Origin of the sequence: Paenibacillus sp. FSL R7-0345, from assembly GCF_038595055.1 — a bacterium.
In the GTDB taxonomy this organism is placed as follows: domain Bacteria; phylum Bacillota; class Bacilli; order Paenibacillales; family Paenibacillaceae; genus Paenibacillus_AQ.
The window spans coordinates 4,214,564-4,236,118 of record NZ_CP152002.1; the positions used below are offsets into that span (position 1 = coordinate 4,214,564).

Genomic DNA, 21,555 nt, shown 5'->3' on the forward strand with positions numbered 1-21,555 from the left:
ATTCTATATCATTATAGACAGTAGTAAAGAATATCAATAGTACATTTTATAACTTGTCAAAATAACGTTTTTGTGCTTAGGCCCTACGATAGGGAATCATCCCCTTTATTACCCTGAATGCCGGAGAAACTACACAGCCTTTTCTATACATCAGGTGCTTTCTAACCTTTACATGATGTGATATGGTGTATAAACCAGCTTATCTTAGAAGGAGTGTATCAAGTGAGAAAGAACAATGCATGGAACCGGGGCAAGCATAACGGCGGAGGTCTTCCTAAACGGCAGCACCCGGAAGCAATCGCGGCAAGATCACAGACACCTGAAGGAACGGTCCAGGAACCGGTTAATCCGCGGATTGACGCCGTTAAGCCGATGAACCGCAGCAACTGGGTCAGCCGTCCGGCAAGAGTAGTTCCGAAGGATAACGGGCCGAAAGAGCAATAAAGCGGTACATGAGCGGGGGAATCTGCTTGAGCATAGCTAATTTGCCAATTGACAAACATGATTTCAAGCGTGTTGATATAATATCCTGGCTTATTTAATGAATGAGTGGGACAGCAGATTAGTATCAGCCTTATCGTCATCTATACTTAAACTGGCGCAGGCATCTGACATTCATGAAGATACTGATCTGCTGGCTGTTGAAATGCTCTGTAAACATCGTTTGATTACAAAAAATGCTGCCGCCATCCTGCTTGAGACAAAGCTGAGTGATGATGAAATCTTTGCGCGTAAGTGGGAGCTTGACAATCTGCTTCGCCGCCAGGAAGAAACAGCAGCCACGCTAAACAGAATTTTGGCATTGCCTTAGACTATCTGGTTGGATATTTGCTACTTGGTTTCAATGATTCTGTTCATCTACAACGATTAGGTGGAAAAACGTCATCTATTTCGGGTCATCTACCGGTTTGAGGACAATTTCGGCGGAATTAAGTAGCGTTTTTCCAACTAGATTTTTGATAGCGAGGTTTAGCGGGGGAGTTAGATGGCATATGTACACTTAAATAAGTTCTATGGTGACCTTCTATTCGGGAAAGCCGTGACTGTTCGCCATTTGCTCGCATTAACCATACATGCACAAGCCTCCTCGGCAAAAAAAAGATGATTCCGCAATACCGGAATCATCTTTTTTAAGTTATTCAAGTTCGCTGTAGGATCAATCCTGCTCCCCCTGCTGCTTTACAGGCTAACACTTCTCATCCCCTGCTCGGGATAACGTGTTCCAGCTGCGCTGCCTTTGGGTGCCGCCTCATTAATACGCTCCAGTTCTTTTTCGCTTAGCCGGATTGCTAGAGCACCTGCATTCTCTTCCAGGTACTTCGTCCGTTTGGTGCCGGGGATTGGCACAATGTCTTCGCCCTGGGCGAGCAGCCAGGCCAGAGCCAGCTGTGACGGCTGAACCTCCTGTTCGGCAGCAATCTCTTTGATGCGCTCTACAAGCTCCAGGTTCTTATTAAAGTTCTCGCCCTGAAAACGCGGGGAATTGCGGCGGTAGTCATCCTCAGCCAAATCCTCAAACGTGCGGATCTGCCCGGTCAGAAAGCCCCTGCCAAGCGGGCTGTACGGCACAAAGCCAATGCCGAGCTCACGGCAGACCGGCAAAATCTCATCCTCAACATCCCGGCTCCAGAGTGAATATTCCGTCTGCAGCGCCGAAATCGGATGCACCTGGTGTGCACGCTGAATGGTAGCTGCTCCGGCTTCCGACAAGCCGAGGAAACGGACTTTACCCGCCTGCACCAGATCAGCCATTGCGCCTACCGTCTCTTCAATCGGTGTATTCGGGTCTACGCGGTGCTGGTAATACAGGTCGATATGATCGACGCCCAGCCGGCGCAGGCTGGCATCACAGGCCTCCTTTACATATTCCGGCCGGCCGTTAATGCCAAGCATTTTTCCGTCGCTGCTGCGCACATTCCCGAACTTGGTAGCGACGATTACATCGTTACGGCGGCCTTTTACCGCCCGGCCTACCAGCTCCTCATTCCGGCCCACTCCATACATATCCGCGGTATCCAGAAAATTAATGCCCAAATCAAACGCACGGTAAATCGTCCGCACCGACTCCTGATCATCCCGTCCGCTGTAGAAATCAGACATCCCCATGCAGCCTAGTCCAAGCGCCGATACCTTCAGACCTTCACGTCCCAGTGTTCTAGTATTCATTTCCACTCCGCCTCTCCTGAGCCTCATTTGTACAAACAGCTTCTCAGATAATCACATTACTCCGCTCTATGATAAAAAGCAAAAAGGATGCACGGCTGCATGGCCGTCCATCCTTTGCTGTTCATCTTTCCCTCTGTTCCACTGTTCATCTGTTCTCCCGCATCTTTACCTTACAAATCCTTACCCTCATACCGGAAATGCGAGAAATCTGCATAGCTGCCGGCGAACTGGTTCATATCGTGGGCGGCTATGCAGACGAAATTGCCGGTGAAGCCTCCCGAGAGGAAGCCGAGCTCCTGCCGCCCGTACAGGGCTGTCCACTCATCCGTATCACTGCTGCGATAGAAGAATTGTCCTGCAGCCCCATCAACGGATACAGCCAGCTGTACCGGCGACTGCCCGTCTAAAGCAATCGTCTCCGGCTCATAGCTGAAGCTGTCCGCTTCGCATTTCATCAGCCGCAGTACTCTGCCTTGACCCTGCTCATGCGAGATATACGCGTAAAGGTAATTGTCTTCGTTAAGGTACAGCAGCAGGCCTGCCATCTGCAGATAGCTCTCCGGCTGATATTCAAGCGCTGTTTCAGCACGGAAGCTTAAATCCCGCTGGCGGACTGCCAGAATATGATGGCTGAACAGGCTCTGTACCGATTCACCGGCGGTCAGCCGGAGATAGCCGGGACGCGCTGTCAGCGAACACCAGCTGTCGTCGGCCAGAATCCGCAGTGTATTCCATGTCTTCTTCAGCTGCGGGCCGTCGAAGCTGTCCTCAAACAGCTTGCCGGAGTCCGCACCGCTCACAGCCACACCCTCCGGCGCCGGAACCGTAAGCTTCGGCTCATTGCCGCCTGCGCTGAGGCGCAGCCAGCCTGCTTCATCCCAGTACACCTGCTGCAGCGCTGTTTCGCGTCCCAGAATGGCATACTTGCCGTCTACGGGACGGGTACACAGATGGGCCATGTACCACTCCCCGGCTGTTGTCTGTACCAGACTGCCATGCCCGGCACACTGCAGCGGCAGGTCCGGGTTGTTCCGCGAGGTAAGCATCGGGTTCTGCGGGTCCACCTCATAAGGACCGGCAAGCTCCCGGGAGCGGGCCACTGTAACGGCATGGCCGGAGCCTGTCCCGCCTTCGGCGGTAATCAGGTAGTAATAGCCGTTCTGCTTATAAATATGCGGCGCTTCGGTCTTCTTCAGCGGCGTACAGTCAAACAGCTTGGCCGGCTCGCCGATCAGCCGCTGCGCGGCAGTGTCATACTCCTGAATTACAATGCCGCTGGACTTGTTGCCTTCAAGAATGCGATAGTCCCACAGGGCATTCAGCAGCCATTTCCGGCCGTCGCTGTCATGGAACAGGGAGGGGTCGAACCCGCTGCTGTTCAGATATACAGGCTCTGACCAAGGTCCTTCGATGGACGGCGCTGTCATCAGGTAATTGTGGCAGTCCTTGAAAGGGCGTTTGGTGCTTTTAACATCTGTATACAGCAGATAAAACAGATTATCATGATAGCTCAGCTGCGGCGCCCAGATGCTGCAGTTCTTGGGATTACCTCGCAGATCGACCTGCGAGGTAAGAATGTCCGTACAGTGCTCCCAGTCCGCGAGATTCCCGGATGTATAGATCCGCACCCCTGGCAGCCACTCAAACGATGAAACAGCAATATAATAGGTATCCCCGACACGCAGAATGCACGGGTCGGGGTTAAATCCCGGCAGTACCGGATTTCGGATAATTGCAGTCATAGCTAATCCCGCCTTCCAAAATGAATATGCAACCCATCTCTTCCCTACAAATGCTCCGCCAAAAAAGCCTGCCAGGCCACGCGCATCTCCAGCGTCTCCATATGCCCGCCCGTCGCTGCAACGTTCCGCCAGTGCTCCGGCTTGCCGGCAGCCTCATAAGCTGCAGTCAAGCCTTTGTCCAGCAGTCTTACACCTTCTGCCGGACACATCCGGTCGCTGCGGCCGTTCAGGCTCATCCGTGCCCGCGGAACGATCCGTTGCTGGATCTCAAGCGTAGTGTAATGCTTGAGCAGCCCCGGAACATAGGAGTAGAAGCCGTGATGATCCAGGCCTCTTTTATCGATTAAGGTCTGAGCCTCCACCTGTCCGCAAATATCGACCGTTACCTTGACCCGTTCATCCAGCGCTGCCAGCCACCAGGCCATCAGCCCGCCCATGGACATGCCTATCGTGCCAATCCGCCCAGCGTCTATATCTTCACGAGAGCACAGGTAATCTAGCGCGCGGCGGCTGTCGTAGAGCATCATGCCCCACAGGACTTTGCCCGTCCAGAGCATTTCCTTCACCAGCTCGCTCTCGGCCTTACCGCTGCGCTCGTTGAAGCCCCACATATCAACGCAGCAGACGGCATAGCCCATGTCTGTCAGCGTCTTAGCAAAAGAAGGCGACTGCAGATAAGAACTGCTGTTCAGCAGCTCCTTGCGGCCATTCGTGTAGTTCCCGCCGTGCGAATGGTTGAACAGCACCAAAGGGAACGGCCCGTCACCTTCCAGCGGCTTAACGAGCGTTGCCGGCACCTTCTCCAGCCCGTTCAAATCCAGCAGCAGTGATTCCATGCGGAAGCCGTCATGAATTTCCTGCTTCAGCAGCACCGCTTCAACAGGTTCCGGACCGTGCTCCGGCAGATCACCCAGCAGTGACTCCAAAGGAACTTTATGATTACTCATTTCAGCTACCGTCCTATCCTTTCAGATTCAGATCAGTCCCGGCAAGCGTTACCCGCTCCTCCAGCTGCTCCGGCTTGCGTGTATTGCGCGACTGGCAGCTAACCAGCTCGACTTCTTCCCCGTTCTCAATATAGAAGGCCGGTCCTTCATGATTCTCGACCGTCACCTGATGGAACTTTACGTCCCGGACATTGCCGAGGTAGAATCCGCGGTTATGCATATCCTCCATGCCGGTCATCATATCCGGATGGCCTGGCACCGCATTCTCCGCCATGGAAATATCAACATTGCTAAACGTCACTTCAGATACATACTGCTCAGCCAGCCCGTACAGGAACCCGGCAGCGGCATGCACATTGCGTGCGGTTATGTTGGCAAAATGCACCCGGCGGAAGCAAGGCGTCTCTTCCGTAACCGGATACGGATTTTTGTCCCAGACATATTTCTCCTTGCCGCGCGGGCCGCAGAAGTAATAGAGGTTCATCGTAAACGGACACAGCACATGATCCATTACAATGTTGGAGATGCGGATATCTTCAACCGTTCCGCCCCGGCCGCGCCGCGATTTCATGCGGATGCCACGATCAGTTTCCTTGAAGATACAGTTGCTGATGACGACATTACGGATGTCCCCGCTCATCTCACTGCCGAGCACGACAGCGCCGTGGCCGTGGGCCATGGTGCAGTTCGTGATCGTAATATTTTCACACGCAATCCGCTCTGCCGTATCCTCGGTTCCCGCCTTGATCGCAATGCAGTCGTCCCCGACGTCAATGCTGCAGTTGCTGATCCGCACACCGTTGCAAGATTCCGGATCGATGCCGTCCGTATTGGGGGAATCAGCCGGGTTCACAATAGAGACATTGTCCACAGTGATATTGCTGCATTCAATCGGATTAACTGTCCAGCTTGGCGAGCTCTGCAGCGTAACATCCTTGATCGTCACCCGGCTGCAGCGGTCAAAGCTGATCAGCTTCGGACGCGGAAACGCCAGCTCCTCACGGCGGTTACGGAATACATCCCACCACGGTCCGCCGTTGCCGTCAAGCGTTCCGCTGCCCGTGATGGAGATGTTGACGAGGTCACTGCCGTAAATACAGGAAGCGTAGACCTGCTGCCGGACGCCTTCCCATCTGGATTCCACCACCGGGTAATCAGCCTGATCTGTACTGAAGGACAGCACGGCCCCCGGGCTTAAATGGAGCTCAATATTGCTTTTCAGAATAATAGCCCCGCTCAGGAAGCGGCCCGCCGGAACATACACAGTCCCGCCGCCCGCTTCACTTGCCGCCGCAATCGCCTCATTAATCGCCGAGGTAACCAATACACCGCTGTCGCGCTGTGCACCAAAATCTGCTATGTTATACACCAGCTGCATAAATACCTCCCGGCGAAGCATCATCCCGGCCCGCTCTTAACTGTTCATACTCAGCACAAGCCTGCAGGAATGCCCCCAGCCCCTTCTGGTCGTTCGTAATAATCGGCTCGCTGATGTAATACGCATAGGTTCCGTCCCGTTTGTCTGCACCGCCGAGTCCCGCTACCTGGCAGTTTTTGTTCAGGTTGACCCGGCCTTCCTTCGTTATAAGCACAAATTCGGCAATCAGTCCGGCGTAAGCGCGGTCCAGCACCTCAGTCCAGCTCTCATCCAGAGCGCCTAAGCGGATTCCTTTGCCGATGGCATACACGATCATGCTGGAAGCCGATGCTTCCAGATAGTTGCCTTTACGTTCTCCCAGATTAACCACCTGGTACCACACGCCTGCTTCGGCATCCTGATACTCCTTTAACGCGCCAAGTGTATCCCGCAAAATCCGCACCAGCTCAGCATAGTCAGCATGATCTTCCGGCAGCATTTCCAGCACATCCACCAGGGCCATCAGATACCAGCCCATCGAACGTCCCCAGAAATTTTCGGACAGACCGGTCTCAGGATTGCACCATGGCTGAACCTTTTTTTCGTCCCAGGCATGGAACAGCAGTCCCGTTACCGGGTCCTTGGTATGCTTTTCGCACAAAATAAACTGCTTCGTCACATCCCCCAGATCCGCTCCCTCTTCAAAAGCCAGCAGATACTGCAGATAGAACGGCGATCCCATATAGAGTCCGTCGAGCCAGATCTGGTACGGATAAATGTTTTTGTGCCAGAAAGCACCCTCAGAAGTCCGGGGATGAGTCTGCAGCTGATCCCGCAGGCTGGCGGCCGCCAGCTTATATTTTTCAAGTCCGGTCTCTGCATACAGCGTAAACAGCAGCTTGCCGTTGTTGATATGATCGATGTTGTATTCATCCTTACGGTAGCCGCGGATATGGCCATCCTCCTGAATGAAATAGTCCATATTGTCAGCGATATAATTAAAATATTTGCGTTCACCCGTCTGCTTCCACAGCAGCTCATAACCCTTTAGCACTACACCGTAATCGTATGACCATTTGCCGCTGTAACCCTTATCCTCATACAGTCTCGGCAGACGCTCCATCAGCGTATCCGCCGTCTTTACAGCCCATTTCTCTCCCACTTTACAGCCTCCTCTTATTGTTAAAATAGCCCATCAACACTTAACCTCAAGAAATCCAGTCCGTTTCCCCGCCAAAAACAGCCTCAAGCGTAAAGCGTTCCAGCTCGCTCCCGCGCAATTGCTTAGACCAGCCTACTCGCTTGTCCGCGTGCGCCCCAGGCCCCTCAGAACCGGCTTCGCCGTAATGCACGGTATGCCATACACTGGCTTTATCCCAGTCATTCCAGCCCTCACGGGAAATATGTGCGCCCAGCCAGCAATCGAGGAACACAGTCCGCGCATAGTCCCGCCACGGTCTTCCCAGGTATACACTGCCTTCGGCCGCATCGCTGACCAGCCGGCATTTATGGAACACAAAGCCTGTCTGCTTATCTTCAGGAGTAGCGGCAGCCGTAATATAGCCGTTAATCTCCTTGCCAAGATTCAGGCTGGTAATTTCGCATTCATGAAAATAAGCCGTAGCCGAGCCGAAAATAAAATCGATATCTCCCGTGATCCGGCAATGTTCAAAATAATTGCGCCCGCTCCGGTTCACCTTTTCTTCCTTTGGCCTGGCCAGATACAGCGTATCCTGGGCCGCCAGAAAGGTACAGTTCTGAAATGCCACCTTGTCGGCATCGACATACAGGGCAACTGCCTGAGCCACCTCGTCACTGCCGCCGGCTGTATTTTCAAAAATAATATTCTCCGCCTTAATATTGTCACCGGTAATGTAAGTGCTGCATGAGCCAAAGGTACCGGCCGGCGCCCCTTCGTTCCCAGGCTTGCGCGCATAATCGTCATAGGTCAGCCTGACTTCGCCTTCGCCAATCAGCCGTAAATTCGGCTTATTGATACGCAGCTTCTCATAATAAACACCCGCTTCAATGTGCAGGACAGTTAACCCCCCCGTGCCTTCCGGTATGCTGTCCACCGCAGCCTGAACAGAGCTGAAGTCTCCTCCGCCCGTCCTGCTGATCACCATATGCTTCATCTTTTATCACCTCAAATCCCGTATATCCTGCACAACGAACCCACCCGGTGCGGGTGGGCTCGCCAAACTTGACACAGGTCTTAAAATCCTACTTCTGAGTCAGCTTATAAGCTGCTTCATACTCTTCAGTAATCTTGGTACCGCCCGAATCCTTCCAGGTCTGTACCGCTTTTTTGAAATCAGCTTCAGTCGCCTGTCCCATGATGTACTTAAATGTAGCATCGGTGATGATCTTTGCAAGCTCCGTACCCTGCTCGTTATTGGTTGCGGAATCGAGCGGCACAGTCGGATCAAACACGGCATACTGGTCATTTTCACGGATCAGTTCATTGGCCAGCTGCTTCTCCGGATTCGCATCCTTTAGCGTATAAGAGATTTCGCTTGGTCTGCTGGAGGAGAACGGCTGTACATCGGCCTGCCAAAGCTCAGTATTAAGGACTTTATAAGCACCGTTTTCATCATATTCATAGTGCGTGCCTTCAATACCGCCGGTCATCAGCATGAATGCTTCTTCATCAATCAGGTCGTTGACGAACTGCAGCAGTCTTTTCAGCTCAGCTTCGGTTTTAACCTCGGATTTCGGGAATGCCATCAGACCGCCGACGCCGCTGCCTTCGGACCAGATGTGGTATTCACCGTCACCGTTAGAGATTTTGTTGATCGGCACAAGTTCAAGACCTTCCTGCAGATCCTGGGCAAGTGTTCTCAAACTGGAGATGTCGACCATACCGGTGTAAATCCCCGTCTTACCCTGGGCGAACTGCTGCTGCTGGTCGGTTTTGGCTGTAACGGCAAAGTCCTGCGCCAAGTATCCGTTTTCATAAAGCTTCTTGGAATAGTTCAAGGTATCCATATATTCCTGCGTATCGAATTCCGGAGTGAACTTGCCGCTTTCATCCACTTTCCAGCCGTTTGGTGTGCCAAAGTAGGAGCTCAGTGTTTTGAAGCTGCTGTAGCGCAGATCGTTACGGTCACCGAAGCCGGTTGTATCGTCAACACCGTTGCCGTCCGGATCATCCTCGGTAAAAGCTCTTGCTACCTCATACACTTCATCAAGTGTAGTCGGAACCGGCAGGCCCAGCTTATCCAGCCAGTCCTTGCGCATGATCAGGCCGGAGCGCGCCAGGTTCTTCTGGAACGGTACGCCGTACAGGACACCTTCGATGGAAGCCGCTGCACGGACTTCCGGTGCGATTTTGGCCAGATTATCGTAATCATCAAGGTAAGGGCCCACATCCCAGAACAGCCCGGATTTCAGCGAGCTCCGCACCGAGGAGTTGGTCATCATGGTCAAGGTAACGATATCAGCCAGTTCGCCGGAGGCCAGCGCGGTCGTGATCCGTTCCTCCTTGGAGGCATCAGGCACCCAGTTGAAGGTGAGCTTGGTATTGGTGTATTCCTCCAGCAGCTTCTTGATTGTATCGGTCGGCGGCGATGCGGTATGCAGGATATTCAGCCAGGTAATCTCCAGCGGTGTGTTTTCATCAGCTACGGCAGCGTTTTTCTCTGCTTCTTTATCTCCCCCGCACGCTGACAGTAATGTGGAAAGCACGGTAACGCAGGCAAGCATACTGACCCATCTTTTTTTCATAACTCTTCTCCTTTAAAAGTAGATTAATTGGCACTGCCTTAGTAAACGCCGTCTTCGCCCATCTTTTTGGCCAGCTTGTTGGAGGCCATTACGAGAATCAGACCGACTACGCCTTTGAACAAGCCTACTGTGGTACTGAAGCTGAGCTGGCCGTTCTTCAAGCCCGCCGTATAAATGTAGGTGTCAAAAATTTCGGCCACTTCGCGGTTGAGCGAGTTGAGCAGCAGATACATATGTTCAAAGCCAAGATCCAGCGTGCTGCCGATTTTGAGGATCAGCAGGGTGATGATGACTGGACGGATGGCCGGCAGTGTCACATGCCAGGTTTTGCGCAGACGGGCAGCGCCGTCCATTTCGGCAGCTTCGTACAGCTGAGGGTCCACTACAGTAATGGCGGCCAGATAAATGATCGTGGACCAGCCGAGCTCTTTCCAGATGATCTGGCCGATATAGATCGTGCGCAGCCATTCCGGTGAGGTCAGGAAGCTGATTTTTTTGAAGCCCATACTTGCGATCAATTCATTGATTACCCCGCCGTCCACAGTCAGAAATACATAAGTAATGGATACAATGATAACCCAAGACATGAAGTGGGGGATGTACACAATCGTCTGAATCCAGTTTTTGAGATGGCGGTTCTTAAGTTCATTTAACATTAAAGCGACAATGATCGGCAACGGAAAGAAAATCACGATATTCAGCGCGAACAGGATTAGCGTGTTGCGCAGCAGCATCATAAAGGTAGGCTCTGTGAACAGCCGGATGAAATGCTTGAACCCTACCCATTCGCTGCCTGTGATTCCGAGGAACGGCTGATAGTTCTGAAACGCTATTACAAGTCCGCCCATCGGCAGGTACTTAAACATAATGAAGTACACCAGTCCGGGCAATATCATCAGATATAAGAGCTTGTATTTCTTTACTGCGGTCAGGAACGCGCTGCCTTTCCTCTTTTCCAGATTCAGATTTGATGGTGCGGTGATGCTTGAAACTTTCACTTGTCAGCCTCCTTTGGTCATTCGGGGATTACGCTCCCTAGACTAAAGAATTTCCGGCGTTACGTATATAATCATTATGTGATTGCGTGCTTAAAAGCCTTGTGGCTGCAGCGTTTATGCCCTTTTGACCTCCTGTGATGATTACAGAATAAGATAATGATTATAGCCCGGCCAGGGCACCTGTTCCGGCGCTAAACCCAACACCTCATGCCCGGATTATATACGTAATTTGTCCCTCTTGTTACAGTTGAAAGGTAACCGAATACGAGGAGGATATGAAATGAACCACAGCTCACGAAGAAAAGAATCACTCGGCGGACAGATCTTCACGGTCGTAAATGCCGGTATCCTGATTCTGATCGCACTAGCCTGTCTGTTACCTTTTGTAAACATTATCGCCAGCTCATTCGCGACCACCCAGGAAGTGATTGCCAAGAAATTCATCCTGTTCCCGACCACTTTTTCACTGGATGCATACCGCTACATTCTGTCCACACCGACGATCTTCAAAGGCCTCGGCGTATCCGTAGGTGTCACTATTGTAGGTACCATTGTAAGTATGATTCTGACGGCGCTGATGGCCTATGGCCTGTCCCGCAAATATCTGCCGCTCAGAAACACCATTAACTTCATCGTCGTATTCTCCATGCTGTTCAGCGGGGGCATGATCCCAACCTTTCTGGTTGTAAAATCGGTCGGCCTCATCAACTCCTACTGGTCCCTAGTGTTTCCGGTAGCGATTAATGCCTTCAATATGATCATCATGCGCAACTTCTTCCAGGCGCTGCCGGACAGCCTTGAGGAGTCGGCCAAGATTGACGGAAGCAACGACTTCGGGATTTTCCTGAAAATCATGCTGCCGCTGGCCCTGCCGTCCATCGCGACCATCTCCCTGTTCTACGCTGTTGCTTACTGGAACACTTACATGAACGCCATTCTCTACATTAACGATTCGGTAAAATGGCCGATTCAGGTCCTGCTGCGCCAGATTGTTATCGTCTCCAGCGGGATGCAGGCTGAGGGCACCTCGGTCGATATTATCCCGCCGGCCCAGACGATCAAGATGGCGGTTATCGTAGTCGCTACCGTTCCGATGCTGGTCGCTTATCCGTTCGTCCAGAAGCACTTTACCAAGGGTGCCTTGATGGGGGCTGTGAAGGGTTAATTGTATAGCAGGAAAAGAAACACTGTAAAAAGAAACGGTACCGCCTTTACTAAAGGCCGATACCGTTTTTTTGTACCCGATCATACTAAAAAGGTTGTGATGATTATTGCTGTGACCTTAAGATTATGGCTTTATGTTAGGCACCTTGCTGCAGCTTGCGGTAAGTGCCCGGTGTAACCTGCTCCTTCTTACGGAAGGAACGGATAAAGTTCTGCGGATTATGGTATTGCAGACGCTCGGCAATCTCCCGGATCGTCATATCCGTCTCCGACAGCCATTTCTTGGCCATTTCCAGCCGGTAATTCATCAGATACTCACTGAATGAGGTACCGTATTCCTTCTTAAAAATGCTGCTGAGATAATTCGGATTATAGTGCAGCCGCTCGCCGATGCCTTCCAGCGTCAGCTCCTGATCAAACTCGGAATGGACAATGGCGGTAATCTTGTCGGACAGGCAGCGGAACTGCTTGCTCGTCTTCTCCTTCATGGCTGTGGTCATCGGATAGATGACCTCCTGCACCAGCAGGTGTTCGATCTCCTCAGGATTGCGGATGTCCAGTACACGATGATACAGCTTGTTGTTATCCTGGGTCAGCAGAACCTGAATGCCGAGATGCTGCTCCAGCTGAATCAGATTGTTCACGAGTCTGACCAGCATGACCTCAAAATTAAGTGTGCTCTTGTTCTTGCCGATCAGCTGGGCCAGAAACGGATAGAGCGCTTCTGTTACCTGCTCTTTATCCCCAAGCCGAATGCCGTTGAACAGCTGTGACTCCAGCTCAGCCGGATAATGCAGCAGCACCGGACCGGATACGACCTTATAAATATCCTCATAAAAAATAATAGATTCCTTGCCGAGGTTCAGCCGCTGGTGCAGCGCCTGCTTACCCATCTCACAGGCTTCCTTGCTCTCCAGCAGATCACTGTAGGCCATGCTGAATCCGATGCTGATCGGGACCTTCAGATAATTCCGCACTGCCCTCAGCAGGGCCGTTGCATATTCCAGTAGCTCTTTGTTCAGCTCCTGCTCACTCTGCCCTGGCAAAGACAGGATGGTCGCCTGGGTATCGTCGTTCAGGATAATCGGCAGCATCCGCTGCGTCCCGGGAATAAGCTCCTCCACCATTTTGTTGATCGCCAGCAGCAGCACATCTTTGTTCGAGGCTCCCTGATCACCCAGGCTGTCAAGCTGAATCAGCATCGTGACGTATCTCCGGGTACCATTCGGCGCATAGCCGAAGCGCTGCAGATTCTTCTCCAGCTCCTCGGCCGTAACACGGCTGCGGAACAGGTTGAGAATCAGCTGTGTCTCCAGCTGCGGCATCTCCGCTTCAATCAGGCTGGCCAGCGATTCCTTCTCCAGAAGGATCGTATCAATCGACTGGATAATGTATTCGAATTCGTTTTTGGTATTCACCGGCGGGACTACAGCTAAACTGCGCTTGATCCGCTGTATCGGTTTTGTAAAATAAGTAGCGACGATATAAGCGACAACCAGAATCAGCAAAATACTCAGCAGCCCCAGGGCGTACAGGCCGAATTTGGTCATTTTGAGCGTACCGGCAATTTCCTCCTGGTCCAGCTCCGTCAAGTAAATCCAATTATTGTAGGAGGACTTGGAATACAGCAGCTGGAGCGGCTGGTGTCCGCCCGCGGCCATTTCAGTCCTGCCGTTCTCCTCACCCGCGGTGACGATGCCGCTAAGCTCCGCAAGCTGTCCGGGTGTCAGGTCTGTCTCCTTCTGTCCGGAATCGTACAGCAGTTCACCAGATTTGTTCAGGATGTAGACCTGTGCCTTCTCGTCCGTCTTGATGATGGAGTCCAGCGTGTACTGCGAGATGTCGGATAGGGCGATGGCCTGCTTTTTGCTGGAGAACACAGGCAGTGTATTAACGAACCTTATGCCCTTATCCGTCTTGACCCAAAATAAACTCTGGTTCTGGTTGTCGATATACTGCTCACGCAGCTGCTCCACATCTGCTTCGCTCAGGCTGGTCAGCCGCTCATTCATAATCTGCCAGTTCTGCTCCAGACTGATCAGCGAATATTCCGTCCCCTCTGCCGTCATGGAGGCAATATAATTCAGCTGCGAATTTACACTGCGGTAAGCCTCGAAGTCCTTGATCGTAATCGGATTCGTGACCAGGTCCTGAAATGAGCTCGTCGTACTGAACGTATTAAACGCATACTCGATACTCTGGATCTTATGTTCCAGGTTGTTCTTGATCTGCTCGACATAGCTCTGCTTGCTGCTGGAGAACTGCCCGACCACCGACCGGATCGTACTGATATAAATGTAGCTGCCGAAGCTGGCAACCAGCCCCACCCCGAGGATGAGAATAGGAATAAAAATCCCGTAGAACATTCTTCCTTTTTTCATTGCGCTGCCCCTTTTATTTCTGCTCATTACTTTTAATTATAGCGCTTTCAAAAAGGGGTTGCCATGATTTTTTTAACGTGTGCAGCAACTTTTCCCGCTTTTTTGTAAGGTACATCAGAATATTGAGCACGTTAACAATAGAGACACTACGCTGGCGGCCGGGACTGTGGAACTATATATAATCTGATCTAACTAATCTGGCCTGATGCAGCAACTTGAAGCTTTATAACTGATAAATCCATCCTTTCTGAGGACGTACATTGTGAAAACAGCCCTATCGCCAGTAGAACCAAAAATTTATTGTTAACGTGTTCATTCAGGATCAAAGATCATAAATTATATCCATAGTATCCAATTTATCCAGTATATGAATGAAGAGGAGGAAGTTATAAAAGATCATCCACACTTTCCTCCCAACCAACAGATAACTGCATTTCGTACAATTAAAACGCCACTTTTTCCCCGATTTATCCGAATAACTGCACTCCGTACAACTAAAACGCCGCCTAATCTGGTTTTTGGACAAATCAGGCTCTTTTAGTTGTAGAGGATGCAGTTATACGGTAAAAACGTGAGATTTCGCCGGTTTTAGTTGCACAAAGTGCAGTTAAAGTGCTGGTGTCAGATTATTATTAGCAGAGACGATGCCCCAAAACGCGGCTCTGTCACACATATGAAGCAGCAGCCCCTTCCATCAGCAAACGTTAAGCCGTATACTCCGCCGCCGCCTCATCCCGCGACGGGGCCTCTCCGGCCATCTGCTTGAGCAGCTTTTTCATCATAACTGAGCCTTTGACCTTCGTGTTCAGGCAAGGTGATACTTCAATAGTATAGCTGCCCTGCTGAATAGCTGCCTTAAGCTCCGCAACAGTGGAGCAGTCCTGCTCCAGCCGGTTCACGACACTGCCGTACTGCAGGCATTGATGGCTGTCACTTCCGGCAATGACCGGAATGCCCAGGCGCGCCGCAAACGGTTCGATCAAATCCCGGTAAGGCTGCTCGCCCTGCATGTAAATATCCTTGGCATTGAAGTCAAAAGCGTCCAGCCGGGCCAGCAGCTGCGGGTCCAGATGATGCAGCGGTGTTGAGGTGCGGAACGGGTGGGCACCGATTTTCCACAAGCCGCGTTCGTCGGCCAGATCCAGCAGCTCACGGAACGGAATAAATCCGCCTTCACAGGTATTCCCCTCCAGCGCGTAGCGCGCTTCCAGAATATCCTCCTTCAGCCCGATCAGCAGAATATGTCCGGTTTCGGCAATATCTACCTCCATCCCCGGGAAAATCATCAGGCCGTCAGCCTCGTAATAATGTCCGTTGTACGGATACATCCGGTCTAGCGTCTCATACATCCCGAAGAAATTCGAGGTGTTAAAATGCTCCGTCAGTGCCAAAGCCTGCAGGCCGTTTGCCAGCGCCTCTGTGACCATTTCGCGGAAATAGTCCTCTGAGAAGGCGGACTTTTTGGACAGCTTGCCGTGGGTATGCAGATCTATTTTCATATGTGGATGACACTCCTTGGTTTCCGGGTTTAGTATAGCAGATTAGGAAAAGCAGCTCCCAGCGGGAACAGCAGGCAGATATAAACAACGGTGAAAGCCACAAACAGCCAGTCTCTGCGCTGCATGGCGAGGTAAGAAAGACGCAGCTTTTTAACTTTGGGGTTATTGACTGCATAGGTATAGCCTCTGGTCTCAAGGGCTTCAACCGTGGTGCGTGAGCGCTTGGCTGTGTTCAGCATCAATGGATAAAAGACGAGTACGAGAATCCGCAGGTAATAAGCGGCGGTACGCAGATAAAGGAAACCATGCTTCGCCGGCCGCTGCCCCCTGAGTCTGAACGAGAGCAGAATCTGGTGAAACTCCTCCAGCAGCGTAGGCAGAATGCGGTAGCCGTAAGACAGGCTGAAGGCAAACGTATCCGGAACGCCGAGTGCAGACAACCCGTCGCTCAGCCGCTCCGGATCAAGGCTGGAGAAGACCGTGATGCTTGCCAGCGAAATGACAGACAGCTTGAGCGTCAGGGTCAGCATCGGCAAGAGCGACTCTGCGCCTCCGCCGAAGAACAGCGACAAAAGAAACATCCAGCCGATCTGGCTGACCAGACCGAGGCAAAGAATGAACACAATGTACGGGCTTACCTTGGACAATACGGTCGTTACCACCATAAAGACGAACATCCCGAGCAGGATCGTCCGGTTATAAATAAACCATGGCGTGACGGCAAAAAACAAATACCAGACCAGCAGCATCCGCGGATCAAGCCTGCCCAGAAATGTACTGCTGCTGTTGTAGGCGGTGCCGAGCAGCTCCAGCTTGATGTGCTCAACGGAGATTTTGCCCAGCGCCCGTTTAACGGCTTCCACCATGTACAAGCTCCCCCTTTCTCCATTCCGCCATAGCGGTGAATTCCTCCAGACTGCTGCAGATCTGCGGCAGCTTCAGCAGCCGGCTCATTTCCATCAGCTGGGTCTCGGCCAGCCCGGCGCGCCGCAGCAGCTGCCCGTCCGAGAAGATAGCCTCCTTATCACCGTCGGCTATAATCCGCCCTTCGCTCATCACGATGATTCGGCTGGCCCACTCGGCCACCAGAGCCATGTCATGCGTAGCAATGACAACCGTCTCGACCTGGCCGCGTAGCGCCTCAAGCACCCGGGTCATCTCCTGCTTCGTCGAAATATCGAGATTGGCGGTCGGTTCGTCAAGCAGCATGACTGCCGGACGGACGGCAGCGCCAATCGCCAGCGACACCCGGCGCTGCTGACCGCCGCTAAGCAGCCGGGCATCGCGCTCGGCCAGCTCCTGCAGGCGGAAGGCCTGCAGCATCTCTTCCACTCTATCGTCCATATCCACGAGCTTTCTCGCTTTCAGGTAATAAGCGATCTCTCCGCGCACCGAATCGTCGATGAACATATCCTCGGGATTCTGGAATACATAGGACACGATCCCGGACAGCCGCTCCGGCGGCAGTCCGTTCACCGTAATATCCTTAACCTGCACAGTCCCGCCCGTCGGTGCAGTGATTCCGGCAATCAGCTTCATCAGCGAGGATTTACCTGCCCCGTTATTGCCGATCAGCGCGACACGCTCCCCGGCATACAGCTCCAGATTGATGCCCCCGAGTACCGGCTGCAGCGTCTTATGGATCGTCCGGTAAGAGAGCTTAATCTGCTCCATCCGGACGATTGGCTCTGCCGCATAGGAGCCGATTCCAGCTGCAGCAGTACCCGTATGCGGTGTGGCGCCCTGCGGAACTGCGGGATCAGCTGCGGCTGAAGCTGCAGCCAGCGTCCGGGCATTAGAAGCACCGGCAGAATCGGCGGCACTCACAGGGTCAGCCCGCCGCCCAAACCATGCCCGCCCCTCCTCGCAGCTGAGCGGGTAGTCCCCCGCTGCCTGCCGGTCCGGCCGGAGCAGCCAGGCCGCCCGGGTGACATCGGGCGGATAGATCCCTAAGGGCTGCAGCTCCTCCACCGAGGTGAGGGCTTCACGGACCGGCTTTTGCCAGCGCAGCCGCCCGCCGTCCATCAGCACTACCGAGCGGCAGTACTCCGCGATGAACTCTGCGTGATGCTCAATCACCACAATCGTCTTGCCGTGCTGCTCGTTCAGCCGGCGCAAAATATCATAGATCTGCCGGGCATGCTGCGGATCAAGCTGCGCTACCGGCTCATCGATAACCAGGATGTCCGGGTCCATGGCGAGCGCTCCGGCCAGGGCGAGCAGATGCTTTTGCCCGCCGCTGAGCTGCCAGATGAATTCACGGCTCAGGCCGCTGAGGCCGGTAAGCTCCAACGCACGCCAGCCCCGCTCCCGGTAATCGGCCAGCCCGTAATTCAGCGGCGTAAAGCACACATCATCCAGTACCGTCGGCCGGACCAGCTGATTCTCAAAATCCTGATACACATAGCCGATATGCCGGGACAGCTCGCTGACCCGCTTGCCCTCCGCAGACTCTCCCAGCAGCTTAAGCTCACCTTCGAAGTCTCCGGTGTAATAATGCGGGATCAGACCATTAAAGCATTTGCATAGCGTCGATTTACCCGACCCGTTGCTGCCGATGACAGCAACAAAATCCCCCTGCTGCAGGGTAAACGAAACCTCATGCAGCACCGGCTGCTCCGCACCGGGGTAGGTAAAGGAGACATTACTCAGTTCCAGCAGCGGCTTATCCATCCAGCTGCCCCGCTTCCTGCCGCCTGCGCGAAGCCTTCCGCAGGATCACCGCAATTACAGCTGCCGCAACCACAGCGGCTGCAAGCATGCTGATCCAGATCAGCAGCCCTTCATGCGATTCTGCACCCGGCAGCTCGAACTCGCCGATGCTCCAGCCGGACTCCGACAGCAGCTCTGCGCCCATCGCAATCAAAGCCAGCAGGATGGCGCCGCCCAGCAGCTTCGGGGACAGCCACGATTTCCCGCCTGAAGCATATTGCATGTTCCGTTCGCGCGGCTTCATGCCGAGGAGCGGTTCGATTTTACCGTACAAGCGGGGTACCAGATACATCGTCGGCAGCAGGGCGAACAGAATACCCGAAAACAGCACATCATTCAGAAATCCGACACCTTCGATGATGACGATACTTTCAGCCAGCCCCTGCACCGCTTCAAGCTCCTCCACGCCGACCCACACCTTGGCAATGTCGATAACCGAGCTGCAGAACTGGTGAATCGCCACCCCGCTGATCGCCGCGATGCCGACCTGTCTGCGGTTTTGGGATCGGACACCATCCGGCCGGCAATATACATGGCGAGCGAGAACGTAATGAATTTTTCCAGCTCACCCAGCCCGCCGAACTGCCCCAGCATCAGCTCACCAAAAATCACTTCACCTACAGCCGCCCCCACCGCCGCATACAGCGGATGAAACAGCATGCACAGCGTCAGCGGAATAAAGGCAAAATACTCCACCGACAGCTCGACCGGCCCCAGCTGCAGACTCGGAATCAGCTCCGTGAACATGTTGGACAAACCGTAGAGCGACATGGACAGCACGAAGATCATCATTTTTTGCGACTGGGTCAGGGTGTAGCGCTTTTTTAACGTACTCATTTCATAATGGCCCCCTTCAAGAATTTATCTTAAGTATAGAAAGAGCGTGTCAGCACAGCTTTTATCGTTTGTTAAGAGGGTGTAATCTTTTTTCCATGATTTTTAACGTTGTAAAAATATTTACAACACACTGGCAGGCTATAGTGGAGAAGCATCATGATTCCAGGAGGTCAACTGCCTATGTATAAGGACTGGAACCGCCGTCCCTTTTCCCCGAACCAGCGGGTGATTGCCGATTTTATTCAAAAAAATGAGCTCCGCGTCCTCTACATGACCGAGCAGGAAATGGCCGATGAGCTGGGCATCAGCATTGCCTCGGTCTCCCGTTTCTGGAAAGCAGCCGGCTACCGCCATGCCAAGGATTTTAAGAACAGCCTGCGCTTCCGCTTCGAATCTACCCCGTCCGAAAAAATGCGTGATGCTATGCAGCGTACCGGCGGCAGCTCCCTCCCGCAAATGCTGCTGGATGTAGCCTCGCATCATCTGCAGGAGACAAACCGCTACCTGAATGAAGCTCATCTGGAGCGCGCGGTAGCCGCCCTGTCTGCTGCCCGGCATATTTACATTTACAGTCCCGGTCCCTGTGCCGGTCTCGCCGAGCTGATGACTTACCGGATGTCCCGCTACGGGCTTAACCTGAAACAGATGGCGCCGAGCGGCCACGAGCTGATGGATTCCCTGATGCATGCCGGTAAAAAAGATGTCGTGCTGCTCTTCGGCTTCGTCCAGCTGCTGCCTGAGACGGATGTCATTCTCGACTATGCTCGGGAGGCGGGCTATTTTGTCATCCTGATTACCGACAGGCTCGTCTATCCCCGTTCCCAGGATGCTGACATCGTGCTGTATGCCGGGCGCGGCGAGGTGTGGGAATTCCATTCGATGGTCGGCCCCACCTACATTATCGAGAATCTGATTCTCGGCGTCGGCCTGCGCAACAAGGACAGCAGCCTGAAGAAGCTCGACAAGCTCCAGCAGCTGAGAGCCAGATATGGCAGCAGACTGCCGCGGAGCTGACGGTAATAGCAAAAAGACGCCTGACGCAGGACTTGTCTGTCCTGGTGCAGGCGTCTTTTTAAGGATCTCATTAATCTAGTTGGATTTTCGTCACTTAAATTCAGTACTTTTCGATATTTACATCATTTAGTTGGAAAAACGACATCTATATGGGGCTATTTACCGCTCTAAAGGCCATTCCGGCGAAATTAAGTGGCGTTTTTCCAATTAGTTTCTTTAAAGCAGAACATATCAGAGAATTAGATGGCGAATTTCCACTTAGTATGAGTTCAGATAATCAAAGTGCTTCAACTGTAATCACAGTACGCTTCATTTATACCGCATCACTCCGCCGTAACAATACTAGGCAGTGTCTCTATCCCCACATTTCCCGCCACAGCCCGCGAGATCATACACGACTCTTCAGCCTTATGCGCCAGCCGCTCCGCCTTCGTCAGCTCAGCAGCTGTTGCATCCGCTTTGAGCACAATCCGCGGCTTATGCACAATCCGTTCGTATGTAAACACATTATTCGTAACATCCACGGTCGCCTCTGACTCCAATGTCAGGCTCTCCGGGGTAATGCCGGAACGCTCCAGCATCGCTGCCAGCGTAATCAGATAACAGGTAGCCGCTGCCCCCAGCAGCATTTCATCAGGATTCGTACCTGTTCCCGGACCGCCCATCTCCTGTGGAATCGATATAACTGTTTTCAGCCCGCCGGCATCAATATGCCCCTCACTGTTACGCCCGCCGTTCCATACCGCTTTTAGATGAAAAGGATGTTTCATACCCTAGCCTCATTCCTCTCTTTATCATTACTGAATCCCCGCTGTACCGAACGTAGATTCAATAGCATTCTTATAGTTTGTCCATTCAAAATAAAAAGGGCCGATCTTTATTGGTAAAATTTTAATGGCAGAATAATGAAGCAAATGCTACGCCGTATTATACCATAGCCAAACAGCATCTCAATATTTTAGACTTTCTTCGCTTTTTCATTCTCCATATATTTACATCTTTTGTTACATAT

17 protein-coding genes and 1 pseudogene are annotated in these 21,555 nt (G+C 52.6%); 4 read left to right on the forward strand and 14 right to left on the reverse strand.

Going from position 1 to position 21,555, the window contains the following annotated elements; translation table 11 throughout:
* Positions 1-222: 222 nt before the first annotated feature.
* The gene (locus tag NST84_RS18055) at positions 223-444 is read left to right on the forward strand and encodes a hypothetical protein (RefSeq protein ID WP_342561551.1); all 222 of its coding nucleotides are present in this window, start codon (positions 223-225) and stop codon (positions 442-444) included.
* 97 nt (positions 445-541) lie between these two features.
* Complete coding sequence (locus tag NST84_RS18060; RefSeq protein WP_342561552.1) at positions 542-811, forward strand: hypothetical protein; 270 nt, start codon at positions 542-544, stop codon at positions 809-811.
* A 368-nt stretch (positions 812-1,179) separates the two neighbouring features.
* Here NST84_RS18060 and NST84_RS18065 read toward each other — a convergent pair whose 3' ends face one another.
* From NST84_RS18065 to NST84_RS18100, 8 genes are all read right to left on the reverse strand, one after another.
* On the reverse strand, positions 1,180-2,166 hold the full coding sequence (locus NST84_RS18065; RefSeq protein ID WP_342561553.1) for an aldo/keto reductase: 987 nt from the start codon (positions 2,164-2,166) through the stop codon (positions 1,180-1,182).
* 170 nt (positions 2,167-2,336) lie between these two features.
* Positions 2,337-3,908, reverse strand: coding sequence for a glycoside hydrolase family 43 protein (locus NST84_RS18070; RefSeq protein ID WP_342561554.1), 1,572 nt, complete (start codon positions 3,906-3,908; stop codon positions 2,337-2,339).
* Between the two features lie 44 nt (positions 3,909-3,952).
* Positions 3,953-4,855 (reverse strand): alpha/beta fold hydrolase, encoded by a 903-nt coding sequence (locus tag NST84_RS18075; RefSeq protein ID WP_342561555.1) that lies wholly within the window; start codon positions 4,853-4,855, stop codon positions 3,953-3,955.
* A gap of 13 nt (positions 4,856-4,868) precedes the next feature.
* Positions 4,869-6,233 carry a glycoside hydrolase family 28 protein gene (locus NST84_RS18080; RefSeq protein ID WP_342561556.1) on the reverse strand — a complete coding sequence of 455 codons (1,365 nt, stop codon included), beginning with the start codon at positions 6,231-6,233 and terminating at the stop codon, positions 4,869-4,871.
* Positions 6,217-7,374, reverse strand: coding sequence for a glycoside hydrolase family 88 protein (locus tag NST84_RS18085; protein ID WP_342561557.1), 1,158 nt, complete (start codon positions 7,372-7,374; stop codon positions 6,217-6,219). The genes NST84_RS18080 and NST84_RS18085 overlap by 17 nt, the downstream gene beginning before the upstream one ends.
* A gap of 46 nt (positions 7,375-7,420) precedes the next feature.
* Complete coding sequence (locus NST84_RS18090) at positions 7,421-8,347, reverse strand: pectinesterase family protein (protein ID WP_342561558.1); 927 nt, start codon at positions 8,345-8,347, stop codon at positions 7,421-7,423.
* Between the two features lie 88 nt (positions 8,348-8,435).
* On the reverse strand, positions 8,436-9,938 hold the full coding sequence (locus NST84_RS18095; RefSeq protein ID WP_342561559.1) for an extracellular solute-binding protein: 1,503 nt from the start codon (positions 9,936-9,938) through the stop codon (positions 8,436-8,438).
* A gap of 38 nt (positions 9,939-9,976) precedes the next feature.
* Entirely contained in the window at positions 9,977-10,936 is a 960-nt protein-coding gene (locus NST84_RS18100) for a sugar ABC transporter permease (RefSeq protein ID WP_342561560.1), read from the reverse strand.
* Between the two features lie 280 nt (positions 10,937-11,216).
* Here NST84_RS18100 and NST84_RS18105 point away from each other — a divergent pair, with 280 nt between their 5' ends.
* Positions 11,217-12,101, forward strand: a complete 885-nt coding sequence (locus NST84_RS18105) for a carbohydrate ABC transporter permease (RefSeq protein ID WP_068725563.1) — start codon at positions 11,217-11,219, stop codon at positions 12,099-12,101.
* A 136-nt stretch (positions 12,102-12,237) separates the two neighbouring features.
* On the opposite strand, the gene NST84_RS18110 is transcribed toward NST84_RS18105, so the two are convergent.
* The 5 genes and pseudogenes from NST84_RS18110 to NST84_RS18130 all read right to left on the reverse strand — a co-directional run bounded on the left by NST84_RS18110 (position 12,238) and on the right by NST84_RS18130 (position 19,529).
* A complete protein-coding gene (locus NST84_RS18110) occupies positions 12,238-14,481 on the reverse strand; it encodes an AraC family transcriptional regulator (protein WP_342561561.1) in 2,244 nt (747 codons plus the stop codon).
* Between the two features lie 704 nt (positions 14,482-15,185).
* Positions 15,186-15,980, reverse strand: coding sequence for a PHP-associated domain-containing protein (locus NST84_RS18115; RefSeq protein ID WP_342561562.1), 795 nt, complete (start codon positions 15,978-15,980; stop codon positions 15,186-15,188).
* A 29-nt stretch (positions 15,981-16,009) separates the two neighbouring features.
* Entirely contained in the window at positions 16,010-16,846 is an 837-nt protein-coding gene (locus tag NST84_RS18120; protein ID WP_342561563.1) for an energy-coupling factor transporter transmembrane component T, read from the reverse strand.
* Entirely contained in the window at positions 16,830-18,653 is a 1,824-nt protein-coding gene (locus NST84_RS18125) for an ATP-binding cassette domain-containing protein (protein ID WP_342561564.1), read from the reverse strand. The genes NST84_RS18120 and NST84_RS18125 overlap by 17 nt, the downstream gene beginning before the upstream one ends.
* A pseudogene (locus NST84_RS18130) lies at positions 18,646-19,529 on the reverse strand (cell division protein FtsQ). The gene NST84_RS18125 and the pseudogene NST84_RS18130 overlap by 8 nt, the downstream one beginning before the upstream one ends.
* Before the next feature lie 180 nt (positions 19,530-19,709).
* On the opposite strand from NST84_RS18130, the gene NST84_RS18135 reads away from it, so the two are divergent.
* Positions 19,710-20,543 carry a MurR/RpiR family transcriptional regulator gene (locus NST84_RS18135; RefSeq protein ID WP_342561565.1) on the forward strand — a complete coding sequence of 278 codons (834 nt, stop codon included), beginning with the start codon at positions 19,710-19,712 and terminating at the stop codon, positions 20,541-20,543.
* A 323-nt stretch (positions 20,544-20,866) separates the two neighbouring features.
* Here the strand turns inward: NST84_RS18135 and NST84_RS18140 are convergent, their stop codons facing one another.
* The gene (locus NST84_RS18140; RefSeq protein ID WP_342561566.1) at positions 20,867-21,313 is read right to left on the reverse strand and encodes an OsmC family protein; all 447 of its coding nucleotides are present in this window, start codon (positions 21,311-21,313) and stop codon (positions 20,867-20,869) included.
* Between the last annotated feature and the right edge of the window lie 242 nt (positions 21,314-21,555).

What these genes read in the sequence shown, in the direction of transcription:
- NST84_RS18140 (WP_342561566.1), bottom strand. Translation starts at nt 21,313, where the DNA reads ATGAAACATCCTTTTCATCTAAAAGCGGTATGGAACGGCGGGCGTAAC.
- NST84_RS18080 (WP_342561556.1), bottom strand. Translation starts at nt 6,233, where the DNA reads ATGCAGCTGGTGTATAACATAGCAGATTTTGGTGCACAGCGCGACAGC.
- NST84_RS18125 (WP_342561564.1), bottom strand. Translation starts at nt 18,653, where the DNA reads ATGGATAAGCCGCTGCTGGAACTGAGTAATGTCTCCTTTACCTACCCC.
- NST84_RS18060 (WP_342561552.1), top strand. Translation starts at nt 542, where the DNA reads ATGAATGAGTGGGACAGCAGATTAGTATCAGCCTTATCGTCATCTATA.
- NST84_RS18090 (WP_342561558.1), bottom strand. Translation starts at nt 8,347, where the DNA reads ATGAAGCATATGGTGATCAGCAGGACGGGCGGAGGAGACTTCAGCTCT.
- NST84_RS18075 (WP_342561555.1), bottom strand. Translation starts at nt 4,855, where the DNA reads ATGAGTAATCATAAAGTTCCTTTGGAGTCACTGCTGGGTGATCTGCCG.
- NST84_RS18105 (WP_068725563.1), top strand. Translation starts at nt 11,217, where the DNA reads ATGAACCACAGCTCACGAAGAAAAGAATCACTCGGCGGACAGATCTTC.
- NST84_RS18135 (WP_342561565.1), top strand. Translation starts at nt 19,710, where the DNA reads ATGTATAAGGACTGGAACCGCCGTCCCTTTTCCCCGAACCAGCGGGTG.
- NST84_RS18115 (WP_342561562.1), bottom strand. Translation starts at nt 15,980, where the DNA reads ATGAAAATAGATCTGCATACCCACGGCAAGCTGTCCAAAAAGTCCGCC.
- NST84_RS18070 (WP_342561554.1), bottom strand. Translation starts at nt 3,908, where the DNA reads ATGACTGCAATTATCCGAAATCCGGTACTGCCGGGATTTAACCCCGAC.
- NST84_RS18095 (WP_342561559.1), bottom strand. Translation starts at nt 9,938, where the DNA reads ATGAAAAAAAGATGGGTCAGTATGCTTGCCTGCGTTACCGTGCTTTCC.
- NST84_RS18120 (WP_342561563.1), bottom strand. Translation starts at nt 16,846, where the DNA reads ATGGTGGAAGCCGTTAAACGGGCGCTGGGCAAAATCTCCGTTGAGCAC.
- NST84_RS18110 (WP_342561561.1), bottom strand. Translation starts at nt 14,481, where the DNA reads ATGAAAAAAGGAAGAATGTTCTACGGGATTTTTATTCCTATTCTCATC.
- NST84_RS18065 (WP_342561553.1), bottom strand. Translation starts at nt 2,166, where the DNA reads ATGAATACTAGAACACTGGGACGTGAAGGTCTGAAGGTATCGGCGCTT.